The sequence below is a fragment of the Lysinibacillus sp. Y5S-8 genome (assembly GCF_036894365.1).
GTDB lineage: Bacteria > Bacillota > Bacilli > Bacillales_A > Planococcaceae > Lysinibacillus > Lysinibacillus fusiformis_D.
Genome location: NZ_CP145889.1, coordinates 2,731,057 through 2,744,373, shown reverse-complemented (window position 1 = coordinate 2,744,373; position 13,317 = coordinate 2,731,057). Strand labels below are relative to the sequence as shown.

At 38.6% G+C, this 13,317-nt stretch carries 11 protein-coding genes; 9 read left to right on the top strand and 2 right to left on the bottom strand.

Annotation, left to right across the window (positions count from 1 at the left end; all coding sequences use genetic code 11):
- Positions 1-206 precede the first annotated feature (206 nt).
- From V6670_RS13320 to V6670_RS13295, 6 genes are all read left to right on the top strand, one after another.
- Complete coding sequence (locus V6670_RS13320) at positions 207-2,057, top strand: dynamin family protein (protein ID WP_141903685.1); 1,851 nt, start codon at positions 207-209, stop codon at positions 2,055-2,057.
- A gap of 490 nt (positions 2,058-2,547) precedes the next feature.
- Positions 2,548-3,768: an RtcB family protein gene (locus V6670_RS13315; RefSeq protein WP_141903686.1), complete on the top strand. Its 1,221-nt coding sequence runs from the start codon at positions 2,548-2,550 to the stop codon at positions 3,766-3,768.
- A 59-nt stretch (positions 3,769-3,827) separates the two neighbouring features.
- Positions 3,828-4,847 carry a LacI family DNA-binding transcriptional regulator gene (locus V6670_RS13310; RefSeq protein ID WP_338651388.1) on the top strand — a complete coding sequence of 340 codons (1,020 nt, stop codon included), beginning with the start codon at positions 3,828-3,830 and terminating at the stop codon, positions 4,845-4,847.
- Positions 4,848-4,941: 94 nt separating this feature from the next.
- Positions 4,942-6,363, top strand: coding sequence for an aldehyde dehydrogenase family protein (locus V6670_RS13305; RefSeq protein ID WP_338651387.1), 1,422 nt, complete (start codon positions 4,942-4,944; stop codon positions 6,361-6,363).
- Positions 6,364-6,375: 12 nt separating this feature from the next.
- A complete protein-coding gene (locus V6670_RS13300; RefSeq protein ID WP_058844592.1) occupies positions 6,376-7,230 on the top strand; it encodes an N-acyl homoserine lactonase family protein in 855 nt (284 codons plus the stop codon).
- A 17-nt stretch (positions 7,231-7,247) separates the two neighbouring features.
- Positions 7,248-8,429: an iron-containing alcohol dehydrogenase gene (locus V6670_RS13295; RefSeq protein ID WP_141903688.1), complete on the top strand. Its 1,182-nt coding sequence runs from the start codon at positions 7,248-7,250 to the stop codon at positions 8,427-8,429.
- Positions 8,430-8,612: 183 nt separating this feature from the next.
- Here V6670_RS13295 and V6670_RS13290 read toward each other — a convergent pair whose 3' ends face one another.
- Both V6670_RS13290 and V6670_RS13285 read right to left on the bottom strand, forming a co-directional pair.
- Positions 8,613-9,122 (bottom strand): ferritin, encoded by a 510-nt coding sequence (locus tag V6670_RS13290; protein WP_036123519.1) that lies wholly within the window; start codon positions 9,120-9,122, stop codon positions 8,613-8,615.
- Between the two features lie 201 nt (positions 9,123-9,323).
- On the bottom strand, positions 9,324-10,085 hold the full coding sequence (locus V6670_RS13285; RefSeq protein ID WP_036123522.1) for a TerC family protein: 762 nt from the start codon (positions 10,083-10,085) through the stop codon (positions 9,324-9,326).
- Positions 10,086-10,501: 416 nt separating this feature from the next.
- On the opposite strand from V6670_RS13285, the gene V6670_RS13280 reads away from it, so the two are divergent.
- The 3 genes from V6670_RS13280 to V6670_RS13270 all read left to right on the top strand — a co-directional run bounded on the left by V6670_RS13280 (position 10,502) and on the right by V6670_RS13270 (position 13,298).
- On the top strand, positions 10,502-12,262 hold the full coding sequence (locus V6670_RS13280) for an ABC transporter ATP-binding protein (RefSeq protein ID WP_141903689.1): 1,761 nt from the start codon (positions 10,502-10,504) through the stop codon (positions 12,260-12,262).
- 152 nt (positions 12,263-12,414) lie between these two features.
- Positions 12,415-12,639 (top strand): PepSY domain-containing protein, encoded by a 225-nt coding sequence (locus V6670_RS13275; protein WP_141903690.1) that lies wholly within the window; start codon positions 12,415-12,417, stop codon positions 12,637-12,639.
- Positions 12,640-12,878: 239 nt separating this feature from the next.
- Entirely contained in the window at positions 12,879-13,298 is a 420-nt protein-coding gene (locus V6670_RS13270) for an SRPBCC domain-containing protein (protein ID WP_141903691.1), read from the top strand.
- Positions 13,299-13,317 lie beyond the last annotated feature (19 nt).

Sequence of the window (13,317 nt, the reverse complement as noted above, 5' to 3'; positions counted from 1 at the left end):
AGTAGAATTCAGAGGGGTACGCTGTTCCCTTTAGTCCGAGTAACCGCTCATATATGGAGCAGATATCGAATAAGTATAAGGATGAATTCCTATTTACTATATAATAACCTAAGTACATTGTCCTCTTTTCATCAATCCATGTATTAGAAAAGCCATGGTTTCCTTTATAATGGTTTTATAGATACATACGAAAAGAGGTTTTGAGGATGACGAACATTGACAACACGCCAATCGAATATACAACCTCAGCGAATAATATTTTGCCACAATTTGTTGATCACCTGCGACATTTGTATGGCATCATTGTGCAAAATACATATGTGAAAGATACAGCGAAACATTTAAATCGGATTATTCAAGATGCCAATAACCAAACGATGATCTTAGTAGTCGGAAAAGAGCGAGTGGGCAAAACGACACTTGTCAATGGACTTCTTGGACGTGAAATATTATCAGTTGATGATCAGCATCCAACAGGTGTGAATACATTTATACGCTACGGTGAACAAGAAGAGATTAAAGCCTATTTTTTAGATGGCGTTGTAGCTATATTTGATATGAGTAAACTAGAGCTACTGACAACTGGTGATACGTTTGCCTCTCAGATTTTACGGGAACATTTAGATTATCTTGAAGTCTATTTGAAAAATGATTTATTAAAATCGGTAACTATTATCGACTCTGTCTCATTAGAAGCAGGTGGAGGCGAAATGGCTTATTTCTCAGAAGCGCTTATGAACCGTGTCGATGAAATTTTCTGGGTGCTGCGTGCGGGTTCTATGGCGATTGATGCCGAACTATTATTGATCGATGCATTAAAAAATAAAGGGGTAGAACCTTTATGTGTCATCAATGGCATTGACATCGATGAGCATGCTACAGCATTTATGAGCTCAGAACAACAACGTATTGGTCATTTAATGAGTGATTTTGTAGCGGTTTCAGCAACCGATGCACTAGAAGCCAAACAAACGGACAACCAGGAGCTTTGGCAAAAAAGCCAGTACGATCATTTAATTGCCCACATCCATCGTGTGGCTGAAAATAGTGATAAAAAAACCTACGCCATCTTAATCCGCTTCTTGCAATGGCTTGAACGATTCCGCTTCGAATTAACCGTAATTCCACAACGTGATCCATTTCAATCTGCTGTTGAGAATATTGAGAAATATGCAGGCGATACCCAATATGAATTTTCTCGCTATCAACGGGATTTAGCAATTGTTAAAGAATATGAGCAAGAATACGAGCAGGTAGCGAATACATTTAAACAAGTTCAAACATTATATCAGCTATTACAAACGATCTCGCAACATGATTATTTACAGGATGACAAGGTGGAAGAGTTTACTGAAATGGCTGTGTATTATCAACAAATGTTACGGGAATACCGCAACATGCATAGTGAATATTCCCGTGAATATGAGCGTTTGGATGCGCAACATAAAAAAATTCATGGCAAAGGGCTTATGAAAGCTATTTTTGGTCAGCATACACAAAATGAGTTTTTCAAAGAGCGAGTCCAAAAATTAAATGAGCAGCAATTGGATTGTGTCGCTCAATATGACAAAGTACAGCAAGCGGAAGCCACTGTATTACAAATGATGCAAGGTATACAAGCCTATTTAGTGGATTTAGTGAAAGAGCGTATGCACCGTATTGAACAAAAAGTACAAGAATTAAATCAACAACGTGCAAAAGAGAAGCGCCAATTAAAGCGTTATGCTGAAAAGTTAAACGAATTTTCTTGCTTAATCGAAGCGCAGGGTTATATTAAAGAGCAGCTCCAACCATTTTTAATGAACGAGCAAATGCCGCTGAAAACGAAGGATCTTGAAATGCTAGAGGAAGCTGTTCAGGCTATTCTAGCTATTGATTTATCCAACAAAGGCTTACTTGCACGAAGTCAAATGCATAATAAAATGGAAAGTATTGCAATACCTTTTGATGTGCAAGAAAAGTACGCACTACAAAGGCTTACGTTAAAAGAAGAAGATGTAAAATCAAACGATATACCAGAAATACCAAAGAAATTAGCTATTCAGTATGAAGAATAAGCCTTCGCAAAACGTTCTAAAAGTATAATCTTTTAGAACGTTTCATGTTGTTGAGAAAAGATGATGTCAACGGCAGCAACAGCCATTTTGAAAGGCGAGGGATTGATTTCCGTTCTGGTTTGCGTCTTTTCAGGGAGCGTTCGATGAGCCGCTTCACTCACCATGTGCAAAAGTGTCTGTTTCTTATCTTTTATCCGAGCCGTAGGGAACAAAACAGCCCATTATTTGTATGATTAGAGAAAGGATAGTCTCTTATTTTCAATATGGAGAAATGATGAATGACAACACCCCTCCATAAAGAGTAGTGAATACCCTTCACTTTATTTGAAAACCTTTGCTAAAAAGAAACATTTTTATGGAGTGGAAAGCAAGTAGCCTGCAACGGAAACCCATTTTCACCCTTCACAAAAATGCTATGGATGGTTTTGTTTTTCAACACTACGAAACATTTCATTCCATTTTTACGTATAAATAGGAAGGAGGGATAGACATGATTGACATTAAAGGTCGTTACACAGAGGCCAAAATTTATGCACAAACAGCATTGCAAACTGCCATCGAGCAAATTCAAGAGCTGACAGATCAGGCTTTCATGGCAGGTACTAAGGTACGGATTATGCCAGATTATCATGCGGGGAAAGGTTGTGTTATTGGCACAACCATTCAATTACAGGATCGTGTTGTACCAAATCTTGTCGGTGTAGATGTAGGCTGTGGTGTATTAGTCGCTCAATTAAATGTATCGACAGTGGATTATGAAAAGCTCGATACCATTATTCGAACACATATACCAAGTGGGCAGGACATTCATCAAGAAGTATCACCAAATCGACATTTTTTAGAGTTTGAAGGTAAACAATTTCGAGCAAGCGGCTTGAAAGATGACTATACCAACCTATCATTAGGGACACTTGGTGGAGGCAATCATTTCATTGAATTGGCAAAGGATGAAGACAATCATTACTATTTATTAATCCATACAGGTTCACGGTATGTAGGGGCAAAGGTTGCCAATTGGCATCAAAAGAGAGCATATGAAAATTTGCGTCGACAAGATTTGACTGAAAAGATAGTAGAGCTTAAGCAGCAAGGACGGGAACAGGAGATTCAAACGATGATTCAAGCCTATAAGGAACAAAACCCACCAGTTCCGAAAGATTTAGCCTATTTAGAAGGTGAAGCTTTCCACGACTATATTCACGATATGAAGATTGCACAGCAGTTTGCACGTATGAATCGTTGGACGATTGCAGAAACGATTGCTAAACAGATGGATTGGCATTTTGTAGATACCTTTGATACGATCCATAACTATATTGAGACAGAAACAATGACCCTTCGTAAGGGAGCTGTTCGTGCTAATAAAGGAGAAAAGCTTGTCATCCCTATGAATATGCGAGACGGTTCTCTTATTTGTATTGGGAAGGGCAATGCAGAATGGAATTATTCAGCACCGCATGGAGCAGGGCGCATGTTCTCACGTCGAGCGGCTAAAAAAGCGTTGAATATGGAAGATTTTAAAGACACGATGAAAGGGGTTTGGACAACATCTGTTAACGAAGAAACATTGGATGAGGCACCAATGGCCTATAAGCCAATGGCAGAAATTACAGCTGCTATTGGGGAAACAGTGGATATAGTAAAAGTCATTCAACCCGTCTACAATTTTAAAGCGAGTGAAGCAGCTAAACCCTATGAACGAAAGGGCTAAACCAATAATTGGTCATCACTATTACCATTATGCTATAAATGCTATAATATAGCTTTACAATGATGAAATGGGTGGTTTTTTTGGTATCTTCAAAAGATGTGGCAAAGCATGCTGGTGTCTCACAAACAACCGTGTCTAGGGTGTTGAATACGCCAGAGCTGGTAAAGCCAAAAACAATTGAAAAAGTAATGAAGGCGATTGAGGAACTAAACTATGTGCCAAATGATATAGCAAGATCGCTTGTTCAGAAAAAAACAGGCATTATAACATTGATTTCGGGGCCGTTACACAACCCTTTTTTTGTTGATACAACAACAGCAATCGTGAATTATGTTAATGCACGTGGCTATAAAGTCAATGTCTATTTTGGTACAGAGGATAATTTACATTCAATTTATAATGCGGTTTTGGAAACGAAAGCAGACGCGATCATTTTATCTTCTATGCTGTATCAAGATGATTTGTTTTTTAAACTAGAAAAACTAGGCATCCCATTTATTATGTTTAATCGTAAGCATCAAGAAAATAGACATTTTGTAGAGATTGATAATGTGCATGCTGGTTATCTTGCAGCCAATCATGTTTTATCGTTAGGGCATCAATCCTTATGCTGGATAGGTGGGCCCCATCAAATGAGTACCTTTTATGGGCGCTATCAGGGATTTGAACAGGCCTTAAAGGAACATGGGATAGAGATTAAAGCCGTGCCTACTTTTTTAACGAACACTAATAAAAAGGATATTGAACGTGCCTTTGAGGAACTTTTACAACTCGATAGTAGACCAACAGCTATTTGCGCAGCTACAGATGCTATCGCTATTGAAATATTAAATCTTTGTTTGGAAAGAGGCTTTCAGGTTCCGAAGGATTTTAATGTCATAGGTATTGATAATGTCGAGCTGAGTAAACATCATTCTATTGCTTTAACAACAGTTGGTTTAACCACAGGGGAAAACCTTGGTTTTATGGCCATCGAAAAATTATTTGAGATCATGGAAAAAAAAAGTACTTGCATCCAGCAAACAGAGTCTGTTAAACTTTTCCCAAGAAATACAACGTGTAAAAATGAACTGATGTAATGTCAGTTTGTTTTTTACACCAAAATGGTTACGTATTCATTTCTTTATTTTCTGAAATGAATACGTAACCATAACGGAAGGAGTGACACAAGTTTTGAAAAAGGGCTTATGGATCAACGGGGAATGGAAGATGACCGCTGACTGGATGGAGGTGCAAGCCCCTTACTCACAGGAAGTGATTGCACAATTCGCGATGGCTACTGAACAGAATGTACAGGAGGCCATTGAAAGTGCGCAGGCTGCAGCTCCCCAAATGGCTGCTTTAACCGCTTTTCAACGCGCGGAGATATTGGAACATTTAGCCACGCTGTTTGCGGAACATCGGGAAGAAGCAGCAAACATTATTTCATTGGAATCAGCGAAGCCGTTAAAGTATGCCTATGCAGAAATTGATCGCACCATTGAAACCTATAAATTTGCGGCTGAAGAAGCGAAGCGACTTACGGGTGAGATGATTCCGATGGATGCCTCGAAAAATGGAGAGGGGCGTTTTGCCTATACATTAAGGGAACCAATTGGTGTAGTGGCAGCGATTACGCCATTTAACTTTCCGCAAAATCTAGTAGCCCATAAAGTAGGGCCGGCGTTAGCGGCAGGCAATACCATTGTGTTGAAGCCTGCCACACAAACAGCATTATCTGCTCATTTTTTAGCCAAGTTATTAGCCCAAACCAATTTACCAGCAGGAGCATTTAATCTTGTAACTGGACAAGGCAAATTAGTAGGGGATATGTTTTTAGCACACCCACACGTTAAAATGATAACGTTTACGGGAAGCCCTGCAGTAGGCATTTCCTTACGTAATCGAGCTGGTTTGAAAAAAGTAACATTAGAATTAGGCTCGAATGCAGGCGTTATTATTGATGAAGGAGTCCAACTCGACCGTATAATGGATCGGATTGTGATGGGAGCTTTTTCAAATCAAGGTCAAGTGTGTATTTCATTGCAGCGTATTTATGTTATGGAGAGTATGATTCACGAATTTTTATCGCTGCTGAAAGTAAAAATAGAACAGCTAATAATTGGTGATCCACTGGACAGCAAGACGGATTTAGCGACGATGATTTCACGAGATGAACAACAGCGTGCCTATCAATGGATTAAAGAGGCGGTTGCGGAAGGGGCACAGATTATAACTGGTGGTCACATTGAGAATCATATTTTATTACCTACTGTTTTATATAATGCTCAACCACAGAGCCGTGTGTCCTGTGAGGAAATCTTTGCACCTGTCGTTACGGTAAATACAGTCTCATCGATAGAGGATGCGATAGCAGCTATCAATGATTCCCATTATGGCTTACAGGCAGGAATTTTTACACCTTCTATTGAGATTGCTTTCCAAGCTACGAAATCATTACAGGTTGGCGGTGTCATTATTAATGATGTTCCGACGTATCGTGTAGATCATATGCCATACGGTGGTGTGAAGGAAAGTGGCACAGGTCGTGAGGGCATTAAATATGCAATAGAGGAAATGACGGAAATGAAGCTAGTAATTTGGAATAACCAATAATAACGAATGGAGATGGGAAACATGAAAATGATCAAACAACACCCAAAATTGTATGTAATGGACAATGGTACGATGCGAATGGATAAAAACTATATGATTGCCATGCATAATCCAGCAACGATCGATCATCCAAACCAACCAAATGAATTTGTGGAATTCCCTGTTTATACAGTGCTGATTGACCATCCAGAGGGTAAAATTCTCTTTGATACAGCGTGTAATCCAAATTCTATGGGGCCAGAAGGCCGTTGGGGTGAATTTACGCAAAAGGCATTTCCTATTAATATGCCAGAAGAATGCTATTTGCATCATCGCTTAGAAGAATTAAACGTTCGTCCAGAGGACATCAAATATGTTGTCGCATCCCATTTGCATCTCGACCATGCAGGCTGCTTAGAATTGTTCACAAATGCAACAATTATTGTGCAAGAAGACGAATTTAACGGTACATTACAAACCTATGCACGAAACGTCAAAGACGGTGCGTATGTTTGGGGTGACATTGATATGTGGATTAAAAACAATCTACAATGGCGTCTAATCAAGCGTGGTGAGGATCAAGTGAAGCTAGCAGAAGGAATACAAGTATTGAATTTTGGTAGTGGCCATGCTTGGGGTATGCTCGGTTTGCATATACAGATGCCCGATACAGGAGGCATCATTTTAGCCTCGGATGCTATTTATACGGCTGAAAGCTTTGGCCCTCCTGTTAAGCCACCAGGCATTATCTATGACTCTGTAGGCTATAATGCGACGGTTGAACGGATTCGAAGATTAGCAAATGAAACGAATTCACAAGTATGGTTTGGCCATGATCCTGTCCAATTTAAATCATTTAGAAAATCAACAGAAGGTTATTATGAATAGATAGGAGTAGAGAAGCCATGCATAAATTAACCTTTACGCCTACAAGCTATACCGGCTGGGGAAGCTTAAGTCAGCTCCTAATAGAGGTAGAGAAATTTAACGCGCGCAATATTTTGATTGTGACAGATCCATTATTAAAAGAAATAGGGTTAACAGATCATGTTGAAAAACCTTTAATTGAAAAGGGTTATACAACCACTATTTATACGGAAATTGCACCAGAGCCACCGCTTGCCATTGGCGAAAAGCTTGTAGATTTTACTCGAAATCATCAGTTCGATTTAGTCATTGGTGTAGGTGGGGGAAGTGCGCTAGATTTAGCAAAGCTCGCTGCTGTATTAGCAACACATGAGGGACAAGTCGCAGATTATTTAAACTTAACAGGGACAAAAACATTGGACAATAAAGGGCTGCCCAAGATCTTAATTCCAACTACTTCTGGGACAGGCTCAGAGGTAACAAATATCTCTGTGCTATCACTCGACACAACGAAGGATGTCGTAACACATGATTATTTATTAGCAGATGTAGCGATTGTAGATCCAGCTTTAACGATTTCTTTACCACCAAAGGTAACGGCTGCTACAGGTGTGGATGCCCTCACACATGCAATTGAAGCTTATGTATCAGTAAATGCGAACGAGGTAACAGATGCCCTTGCCCTGCAAGCTATTCGATTAATTAGTCATTCGATTCGAACGGCTGTCCATGAGGGGCAAGATAAGCAGGCTCGAACAGATATGAGCTATGGCAGCTATTTAGCAGGCTTGGCATTCTTCAATGCTGGTGTAGCAGGTGTCCATGCGTTAGCCTATCCACTTGGCGGCCAATTCCATATTGCACATGGTGATTCCAATGCAGTTCTATTACCATATGTTATGGGCTATATTCGTCAAAGCTGTGAAAAACGTCTGAAAGATATTTTAGATGCAATGGGTATAGCATCTGCTTATTTATCGCAAGAAGAGGCTTCCTATAAATGCGTCGACGCATTACAAAAACTCGTTCAAGATGTTAATATTCCTTCAACATTAAAGGGATTTAATATACCAGAACAAGCCTTAGAACAATTAACGGATGATGCAACGAAACAAACAAGAATTTTAGCACGAAGTCCGATGCTACTAGAACGAGAAGATATCTATGCTATTTATCGAGCTGCATTTGATGGAGAAGTTCGAGAGCCTAAACAATCATAATTAAGAAAAGAGAAACGTTGATTTTTGACGTTTCTTTTTTATGCAGATTATAATTTTTATTACGATCACCTACAGAATTAGCTGTCTATAGTACAAAAATTAAGCTACGAAGCTTCTATGATGAAACTTCGTAGCTTTTGTCATTTCTTAGCTATGATTCATGATTTTTTTTAAAACTATGTTTTATGCTTCAGCATCAGGTGTAAATGTACGCGAAGCTAATTCTGCATCTAGCATAAAGATAGCATTGGAGTCATTTTCAATACGCTCAATTTTGCGGATTAATGTATCGAATGTTGATTCTTCCTCTACCTGCTCATCGATAAACCATTTTAAGAATGCCATAGTCGCATGCTCACGTTCATCTAAAGCAATGTCTGATAAATTGTAAATGCGTCGTGTTACTTCTTTTTCGTGTGATAGAGCTGTTTTAAAGGCGTCTAAAATCGAATCAAAATGATTACCTGGGCTTTCAAAGCCTTGTATTGTTGCACGATAGCCCATATCACTTAAGAAATTATAAAATTTCATGGCATGGAAGCGTTCTTCTTCGGCTTGGACTAAAAAGAAGTTAGCGAAGCCATCATAATCTTGGTCTGTGCAATAGGCTGCCATTGCCATATAAGCATGGGCAGAGTAAAATTCAAAATTCATTTGTTCGTTAAGAGCTGTGTGTAGTTTTTCAGATAACATAAAAGTTTTCCTCCTTTTGCAGTAAATGACTTCTTTACTAGTATACAGTGTAAAGGGGGTTACATACAAAAAATTTAATTTTCGAGGCAAATAGTGCAAAAGTTAATTGATATTCGTTCTCAATTAGAGAATTTGTACGCTTTCCTTTAAAGGAAATACGAAAACATCGCCTCGACATGAATCGAAGCGATGTTTTTTGTCTTATTGTTCTTGTTTCTTTTGGTTTTTGACACCGATTAAGTAGCCACCAAGTGCGATAGCAACTAAAACAATCCAGAAAATTGCTTTCCAAATAGTCGAGTGCGGGAATTCATGTGGAATCACGCCCAATTTCTCATGTGCCAGTGTTAACACAGCTAGTTTCACACCAACCCAACCAACAATTAGAAAGGCAGCTGTTTCAAGTGATGGGAATTTATCAAGAACTTTCACAAACCAACGAGCTGCGAAACGCATCATGATCACACCAATAATACCACCTAAGAACATAACAGCGAACTGACCTGCATTAATGCCACCGATATCAAAATCACCGATATGTGGTAGTGTGACAGCAATCGCTACCGCTGCTAAAATAGAGTCTACTGCAAATGCAATATCAGCAAGCTCTACTTTTACAACCGTCATCCAGAAGCCAGATTTCTTTTTAGGCTCTTGTACTTCCTCGGAGTTTTGCGAGGCTTTCCGGGAATCATAAATATGCTTTATTGACATAAACAATAAATAAGCAGCACCAATTGCCTGAATTTGCCAGAAATTAACGAGTGTTGTAATAAGGAATAGTGCGGCAAAGCGGAAAATAAATGCCCCAACTAATCCATATAATAAAGCTTTTTGTTGTTGAGCTTTAGGTAAATGCTTAACCATAACAGCCATTACGACAGCATTGTCAGCAGCTAACAAACCTTCTAGTACGATTAATACGACAAGTACCCATGCGTATTCTAAAATAATTGCCTCCAAATGTATTTCCTCCTTTAATTGTTGAACAGAAATGAATGGCTTGCTAACTTATTCTTTCCCTATTTTAAGCAAAAGAAAAAGACCTCTGCCTAAAAAACAGGCAAAGGTCTTGCTAAGCAATTAACTGTTCATTCCACAGAATAAATTCTGTGTGACAAAAAATGCCAACACACCCGATGGTAAGATACCATGTAATGACGAATGTGAAATCAGATGCATCGATCGCATCTGCTAGCTACTCCCCTTTGACAATAAAGTCAAAAGCTATTCAATTCTTACTTTTATAATAGCATGTGACAAAATGAAAGTAAATAAAAATATACTGCTATGGGGAAAAAATACTTTTCCGTTACCTTTGCACAAATGGTACTATTAAAAGATAGGCGAAATTTTTACAACTTAGAAAGGAGACAAACATGTATAGAGAATTTTTTTCCTATTACAAGCCACATAAACGATTGTTTGTCATCGATTTTTCGAGTGCTATTATTGTAGCCATTTTAGAGCTTGCCTTTCCGTTAGCTGTACAGTGGTTTATCGATGAACTGTTGCCATCAGGCGATTGGGGCATGATTGTAAAAGTGAGTGTGTTATTGCTGCTTGTATATGCCATTAGTACTTTTTTGAACTTTATCGTCAACTATTTAGGCCATAAACTTGGCATTAATATTGAAACAGATATGCGACAGGAATTATTTACACATGTACAAAGACAATCATTCCGTTTCTTTGATAATACAAAAACAGGTCATATTATGAGTCGTATTACTAACGATTTATTTGATATAGGGGAGTTTGCTCATCACGGGCCAGAGGATTTATTTATAGCGATTATGACATTTGTTGGGGCCTTTGCTATTATGTTTAATGTGAACCCAACACTCGCTTTGATTGCAGTGATTATGGTGCCGTTTTTAACATGGCTAGTGACCTTTAGTAATGTCAAAATGAATAATGCATGGAAAACAATGTACGGCAAAATTGCTGATGTCAATGGACGTGTGGAGGACAGTGTATCCGGTGTGCGCGTCGTGAAATCCTTTACTAATGAAGCTTTTGAAATTAGCCGATTTAAAGAACAGAATGGATTTTTCCGTGCGGCAAAATTATATGCCTATAAAATAATGGCAGGAACACACTCCAGTATCTACATGATGACACGCCTTTTAACATTAGTGGTACTTGTTGTCGGTGCTTGGTTAAGCTTTAATGGAAAGCTTTCTTACGGTGAACTAGTAAGCTTTGTCTTATATACGAATGTCTTGATTAAACCGATCGATAAAATTAGTGCATTATTAGAGCTTTATCCTAAGGGGATGGCTGGCTTTAAGCGCTTCCGTGAATTAATTGAGCAGGAGCCAGAAATTCAAGATCGTGAGGATGCCAAGGTCATCAAGCACTTAGCAGGTGATATCGCATTCAACAATGTTCATTTTAATTATGATGCATCGAAACAGGTTTTACGTGATCTATCATTTAATGTAAAAGCCGGACAAACCATTGCCTTTGTTGGACAATCAGGTGCAGGTAAAACAACGATTTGTTCGTTAATTCCTCGATTTTACGAGGTGACAGAAGGTGCTATTACGATAGATGGTATTGATATTCGCAATATGACGCAGGATTCATTACGTGCTCAAATTGGTATCGTACAGCAGGACGTCTTTTTATTTACAGGGACGATTCGTGAAAACATTGCGTACGGAAAATTAGACGCAAGTGAAGCAGAAATTCGAGAGGCAGCGAAAAAGGCCCATTTACAATCATTTATAGCAGAGTTGCCAGATGGCTACGACACGCAAATTGGTGAACGTGGCTTGAAATTATCTGGGGGTCAAAAGCAACGATTAGCAATTGCTCGTATGTTCCTGAAAAACCCACCGATCTTAATTTTAGACGAGGCAACTTCTGCATTAGATACAGAAACAGAAATGATTATCCAGCAATCGTTAACAGAGCTAGCTGAAAATCGCACAACATTAGTTATTGCTCACCGATTGGCAACTATTCGTAATGCAGACCGCGTGCTAGTTGTGACACCGAACGGTATTGAAGAAGATGGCACATATGATGAGCTAGTGGCTCAAAATGGACTTTTTGCGAAGCTTCATCATATTCAATTTCGTAAGGGACAATCGGAACAAAACAGACAACAAGATTTTGTTGAACTAACGTAGAGAAATGGGGAGATTGTTTTAAAACAATCTCCCTTTTTTAATTGACACATTTGCATGCATCTGTTGATAAAATGTTGGAATATTCTCAAGCATTGTCATAAAAACACATACATGCATAGTATAGGTTTATGTAGCAAGGCGAGGATGATTGAATGGTTATGCCATCAAATAATCAAAGGATATGTCTTCAACAAGCCATGCAAATTGCTGTACAAAGAGTACCAGGTCAAATCATACATTATGGCATGGATATGGAAAACGGGACTTTGGTCTATGAAATATTTATTTTGACTGCTCAAAATAAGATTTATGAAGTTGAAGTAAATGCAAAGACAGGTGTCATTCGAAAAATAGAAGAAGAGAATGATTACGACTAATTCTTGTTTTAATAAGCATAGCTCAAGTACTCAAATGATTTTGAGCTTGGGTTTTTTTTATTGATCATGAAAAGGCCTCAGCTCGTTGATTAAAAGCACACTTAGTATAGAAATAATTAGTAATGTTGAAGCGGGATTAGATAGGTTAGCAAAATTTCTGAATTGTGAAAGGAATAATACGCAAATAAATCGAATAGAACAATCACTAGTAAAAATGATGAAATAGATGAGGTGAAGTAATGGATAACCAACAAATCATTGGTCAAACAAAAAGTGTAGGATTTCAAGTAGGGGTTAGAAGGACATTTCCAATTTCACAGGAGCAAGCATGGGCGCTTATTACGACGGCAGAAGGAGTACATTCCTGGTTAGGAGAAGGTACTACGATTATTTTTGAAGCTGGGCATAAATACCATTCAAAGACAGGGACAGGGGAAATCAGGATTGTTAAACCATTAGAGCAGCTTCGACTCACGTGGCAAAAAGAAGCGTGGTCAAGACCATCCACTGTACAAATCCGTATTCTACCTAAAGAACGAAATAAAACGACGATTAGCTTTCATCAAGAGCATCTTTCTGATCAGACTGTACGAGAAGAAATGAAACGTCATTGGGAAAGCGTGCTAGACAGTATCAAAGAAAGGGCACAAACTATTTGAGTGTACAAAGAATAGCATC

Bases quoted from the DNA above. Each gene is read 5' to 3' on its own strand.
- V6670_RS13280 (WP_141903689.1), top strand. From the start codon at position 10,502: ATGTATAGAGAATTTTTTTCCTATTACAAGCCACATAAACGATTGTTT.
- V6670_RS13295 (WP_141903688.1), top strand. From the start codon at position 7,248: ATGCATAAATTAACCTTTACGCCTACAAGCTATACCGGCTGGGGAAGC.
- V6670_RS13300 (WP_058844592.1), top strand. From the start codon at position 6,376: ATGGGAAACATGAAAATGATCAAACAACACCCAAAATTGTATGTAATG.
- V6670_RS13320 (WP_141903685.1), top strand. From the start codon at position 207: ATGACGAACATTGACAACACGCCAATCGAATATACAACCTCAGCGAAT.
- V6670_RS13275 (WP_141903690.1), top strand. From the start codon at position 12,415: ATGGTTATGCCATCAAATAATCAAAGGATATGTCTTCAACAAGCCATG.
- V6670_RS13315 (WP_141903686.1), top strand. From the start codon at position 2,548: ATGATTGACATTAAAGGTCGTTACACAGAGGCCAAAATTTATGCACAA.
- V6670_RS13310 (WP_338651388.1), top strand. From the start codon at position 3,828: ATGATGAAATGGGTGGTTTTTTTGGTATCTTCAAAAGATGTGGCAAAG.
- V6670_RS13270 (WP_141903691.1), top strand. From the start codon at position 12,879: ATGGATAACCAACAAATCATTGGTCAAACAAAAAGTGTAGGATTTCAA.
- V6670_RS13290 (WP_036123519.1), bottom strand. From the start codon at position 9,122: ATGTTATCTGAAAAACTACACACAGCTCTTAACGAACAAATGAATTTT.